Annotated in this window: 5 protein-coding genes; all 5 read left to right on the top strand. The window is 67.1% G+C overall.

The window, feature by feature from the left end:
• On the top strand, positions 1-600 hold a 600-nt coding region (locus ACLEQD_RS36785), incomplete at its 5' end, for an FHA domain-containing protein (RefSeq protein WP_410390559.1).
• Positions 601-713: 113 nt separating this feature from the next.
• Positions 714-1,250, top strand: a complete 537-nt coding sequence (locus ACLEQD_RS36790) for a prepilin peptidase (RefSeq protein ID WP_410390560.1) — start codon at positions 714-716, stop codon at positions 1,248-1,250.
• 47 nt (positions 1,251-1,297) lie between these two features.
• Positions 1,298-2,746 carry a type II and III secretion system protein family protein gene (locus tag ACLEQD_RS36795; RefSeq protein WP_171421036.1) on the top strand — a complete coding sequence of 483 codons (1,449 nt, stop codon included), beginning with the start codon at positions 1,298-1,300 and terminating at the stop codon, positions 2,744-2,746.
• 148 nt (positions 2,747-2,894) lie between these two features.
• Positions 2,895-4,649, top strand: coding sequence for an ATPase, T2SS/T4P/T4SS family (locus tag ACLEQD_RS36800; protein WP_410390561.1), 1,755 nt, complete (start codon positions 2,895-2,897; stop codon positions 4,647-4,649).
• A gap of 7 nt (positions 4,650-4,656) precedes the next feature.
• Positions 4,657-4,997, top strand: a 341-nt coding sequence (locus ACLEQD_RS36805; protein ID WP_410390562.1) for an FHA domain-containing protein, incomplete at its 3' end; no start/stop codon positions are given.

The raw sequence follows: 4,997 nt of genomic DNA on the forward strand, positions 1-4,997 counted from the left end.
CCGCCGGTGCTGGCGCCCGCGCCGGCCTCGTCGCGCCCCGCCGCGCGCAACGGGGCGGAGGAGCGTCCTTCCTCCAACGGGCTGGACAATGATCCGGTGCGCCGCGAGGTCGCCGAGCGCGTCCTGGAGACGGCCGCGGAGCTGGAGCGGCTCATCAAGGGCAAGAACGAGCCGCCCCCGCCCTCCGCGGACGACATGATCGAGGACGAGGAGGAGCCCCTGCCGGAGCAGGAGGAGCCGCCGCTCGACGACATGCAGGACGAGCCTCCGGAAGAGGCCGAGGAAGAAGAGGCCATGGAGGAGCCGGACGAGGAGGAGGGCGCCGCGCTCTACCTCGTCACGGAGTCCGGCGAGCAGGAGAAGATCGTCAAGGACCGCTACGTCATCGGCCGTGGCAAGCACTGCGACTTCGTCATCAACTCCGGCAAGGTGTCGCGCGAGCACGCCGTCATCGCCCGCGACGGCGGCGACTTCTACATCGAGGACCTCGGCTCCTCGAACGGGACCTGGTTCAACAAGCAGCGCATCAAGCGCCGCAAGGTTGAAGACGGGGACGAGTACTTCATCTGCAGCGAGAAGATCCGCCTCGTCATCCACTGAGGAACGGGATGACGCAGGGCCCCACGGTGCGATGGTCTTGTTCAGGAATTGACGGCCTCCGGGCCTCCATTGTTTGATGGGGGTCGCCTGCTCCCCTTGGGAGCAGGTGCCGAATGACACCTGTTCAGCTCGCGCTGTGGACGATTCTGGGAGTGGCCCTGGTGATTGCGGTGGTGACCGACGTGCTGCGCCGGCTCATCCCGAACGCCGTGACCTATCCGCTCATCGTGCTGGGGCTCGGGGTGCGCGGGGTGTCCGAGGGGTTGGGCGGGCTGGAGTCGGGGCTGGTGAGCGGGCTTCTGGCGGGCGCGGGGCTCGCGCTGCTGCTGGTGCCGGGTGCGCTGCGCGGGCGCATGGGATGGGGTGACGTCAAGCTGATGGCGGGCGTGGGCTGCGTGCTGGGCTTTCCCACGGTGCTGGCGGCGGCGGCCTTCATCTCGCTGGTGGGCGCGCTGCAGGCAGTCGTCACGCTGCTGTGGCAGGGGGCTGTCTGGGACACGCTGGCGGCGGTGGCCCGTCGCTGGGCGGTGCGGATGAAATTCATGCGCGAGGCAACCTCGCCCGCTCCCGTGCGACACATCCCCTACGGCGTCTCCATCGCGCTCGGGACTTTCTGGGCCATGTGGTGGCAGCAACAACATCTGGGATAGCGCGCCGTTGCGTCCGGGCGCGCGCACGCAAGAAGGGGATTCACACGATGTCCACTCGCTTCACGCAAGCCCTGGCGCTCGGCGCCCTCGTCACCCTGGTGGCCAGTGCCCCCGCCCTCGCCCAGGAGGGCAGCAGCGTCAGCCTGGGGGTGGGGACGCAGAAGGTGCTCACCATCCCCGGCCTCAGCCGCGTCGCGCTGGGTGATCCGTCCATCGCCGAGGTGAAGACGCTCGGCACCGGCCAGCTGCTCGTCACCGGCAACCAGGAGGGCAAGACGACGCTGCTCGTCTGGAAGTCCTCCGGTCAGCGCATCAGCTACCTCGTCACCGTCCGCAAGCAGGACCCCAACGAGGTCATCTCGGAGATCAAGCGCCTCCTGGGTGAAATCGAAGGCGTGTCCGTGCGCATGGTGGGCGACCGCATCTACCTGGACGGTCAGGCCTACACCACGCAGGACGCGGACCGCATCGAGCAGGTGGTGAGCCTCTACCCGAACGTGAAGTCGTTCGTGAAGATCGCCCCCAACGCCAAGAAGCTGGTCGCCCAGAACCTGAACGCGGCCTTCCAGAAGGCGGGCCTGAAGAACGTGCAGGCCAACGTGGTGGGCGCGACCATCTTCCTGGAGGGCTCCGTGGAGAGCCAGCAGGACCTGCAGAAGGCGGAGCTGATCACCAAGGCCATCGGTGAGAAGGTGGAGAACCTGCTCGTCGTCGGCATCAAGCGGATGATCCTCTCCGAGGTCCAGTTCGTCGAAATCCGCCGCAACAGCCGCGACCGCTACGGCATCAAGTACCCCACGGACATCACCGGCTCGCTGACGGCCACCGTGAACCTGAACAAGGCCCTCATCCCGTCCGGCGACGCGGTGTCCAACCTCATCATGGGCGCGACGGGCGGCTCCGACCTGAGCATTGGGTTCCAGGCCAACGACGGTTACGGCCGCCTGCTGGCGCAGCCCAAGCTGGTGTGCGCCAGCGGTGAGAAGGCGGAGTTCCTCGCCGGCGGCGAGGTCCCCATCCCGCTCATCACCAACACGCAGTTCACGGTGGAGTACAAGCCCTACGGCGTCATCCTGAACATCCGCCCCACCGCGGACCGCAACGGCAACATCCAGACGGAGGTGGAGGCGGAGGCCTCTGAAATCGACACCTCCGTGTCCGTGTCCTTCGGTGGTTCGTCCGCCATCCCCGGCTTCCGCACCCGCAAGGTGAAGACGAACGTCACCGTGCGCCACGGTGAGACCATCGTGCTGTCGGGCGTGTTCAGCCACGACGAGCAGAAGGCCGTCGCGAAGCTGCCGGGCCTGGGTCACATCCCCATCGTGGGCGAGCTGTTCAAGAACCGCGCGTTCGACTCCACCAAGCGCGAGCTGGTGATCTTCGTCACCCCGCGCATCGTGAACCCGGACTCCGACAAGGTCCGCAGCATCATCGAGGACGTGAAGACCCGCTACAAGCAGGCCCGCTCCGAGGTGAACTTCAACATCTTCGACTGAGGCCCCCACGGCCCTCACGTCGGCTCCGGGCCGGCCCCATCCCTGCTTCAGCGGGGGAGGGTGCCGGCCCGTTCGTTACCGGGCAGCAGGCGGGCGAGCGCCGCAGGAGTCTTTGAGGTCGTAGGAGGGCTTGGTAGCATCCCGGCCCATGTTTCTCATCACGCTGACGGAGAAGGGCGGCGGGTCGGAGCAGCGGGAGTACCCCAAGAACGAGATCACGATCGGCCGGCTCGCTGGCAACGACATCGTGCTCGCCAAGGGGAACGTCTCCAAGACCCACTCCCGCATCGTCGAAAAGGACGGGCGTTTCATCATCGTGGACATGAAGTCCACGAACGGCACCTTCGTGAACGGCAAGAAGATCGCCGGTCCCATGGTGCTCAAGCCCACCGACCAGGTCTCCATCGGCGACTACATCCTCAACGTGGAGGCGCTGGAGGACGCGCCCCAGGACGAGGGGTACGACGAGGAGCAGGGCGAGGAGGCCTACGAGGAGGAAGAGGCCTACGAGGAGGAGGAGCCCTACGAGGAGGAGGAGCCCGCGCCCGCCCCCGCCGCTCCCAGCCGCATGCCCGCGTCCATGGCCGCCGCCATGGCGAAGAACAAGCGCAAGGTGGACCCCCGGCTGGAGCGCTACTCGCGGCTCCAGAAGGAGATCCACGACCGGCTCATCGAGTACCTGGACCTGCGCCGCATGGACATGGACCGGCTCGGGGACGAGGAGCTCTGGCGCCGCACTGAAAAGGCCATCCGGGACATCATCGACCAGATGGAGGCGGACGGAGAGCTTCCGACGGACGTGGACCGCGAGGAGCTGCTCACCGACGTCATCAACGAGGCGCTGGGCCTGGGGCCCCTGGAGGCGTTCCTCGCGTCGGAAGAGATCAGCGAGATCATGGTGAACCACGCCAACCAGATCTACATCGAGCGCAAGGGCAAGCTGACCCTGTCGGAGAAGACGTTCTCCTCCAACCAGGCGGTGCTCGGCGTCATCGAGCGCATCGTGGCGCCCATTGGCCGGCGCATCGACGAGTCCAGCCCGCTGGTGGACGCGCGCCTCAAGGACGGCAGCCGCGTGAACGCCATCATCCCGCCGCTGGCGCTCAAGGGCCCCTGCATCACCATCCGCAAGTTCAAGAAGGACGCGCTGAAGATCCAGGACCTCATCAAGTACAAGACCGTCACCGCGCAGATGGCCGAGTTCCTGGAGATGTGCGTCACCGCGCGCCGCAACATCGTCATCTCCGGCGGCACGGGCTCCGGGAAGACGACGACGCTGAACATCATCAGCTCGTTCATCCCGGAGGGGGAGCGCATCATCACGGTGGAGGACGCGGCGGAGCTTCAGCTGCCGCAGGACCACTGGGTGCAGCTGGAGAGCCGCCCGCCCAACCTGGAAGGCAAGGGCGCCATCACCATCCGCGAGCTGGTGAAGAACTGCCTGCGCATGCGGCCGGACCGCATCGTCGTGGGCGAGTGCCGCTCCGGCGAGACGCTGGACATGCTCCAGGCCATGAACACCGGCCACGACGGTTCGCTCACCACGCTGCACGCGAACACGCCGCGTGACGCCATCGCGCGGCTGGAGACGATGGTGCTCATGTCCGGCATGGAGCTGCCGGTGAAGGCCATCCGCGAGCAGATCGCCAGCGCGGTGCACCTCATCGTGCAGCAGACGCGCTTCTCCGACGGCTCCCGCAAGATCTGCTTCATCACGGAGGTGTCCGGCATGGAGGTCGACATCGTGACCCTGCAGGACATCTTCTATTACAAGCAGGACGGCTTCACCGAGGACCACAAGGTGCGCGGGCGGTACGTGGCATCGGGCTTCGTCCCGAAGTTCTACGACGAGCTCCAGCGCAAGGGCATCCCCGTGAACATGAGCATCTTCCGCGAGGACTGACGCGCCCATGCCAACCCTGGTCGTCCGTCACCCTGACGGCACTGAGCACGAGCACGCAATCGCTGGCGAGCTGAAGATTGGCCGCCAGCAGGGCAATGACCTGGTCCTGACGGAGGGCGGCGTGTCGCGGCAGCACGCGCGCGTCTACGTGGAGGGCGGCGCCGTCTACATCGAGGACGGAGGCAGCCAGAACGGCACCTTCGTGGACGGTGAGCGCATCGAGGGGCCCACGGCGCTGACGCCGGGCTCGCAGGTGCTGCTGGGCGACTACGAGTTGAAGCTCAAGGGGAGCGCCCGGAGCACCGGCGGCCGCCGCGCGGCGACGCCGCCTCCGGCGACCCGCGACGC

Source organism: Corallococcus sp. 4LFB, from assembly GCF_046520365.1.
Classification (GTDB): Bacteria; Myxococcota; Myxococcia; order Myxococcales; family Myxococcaceae; genus Corallococcus; species Corallococcus caeni.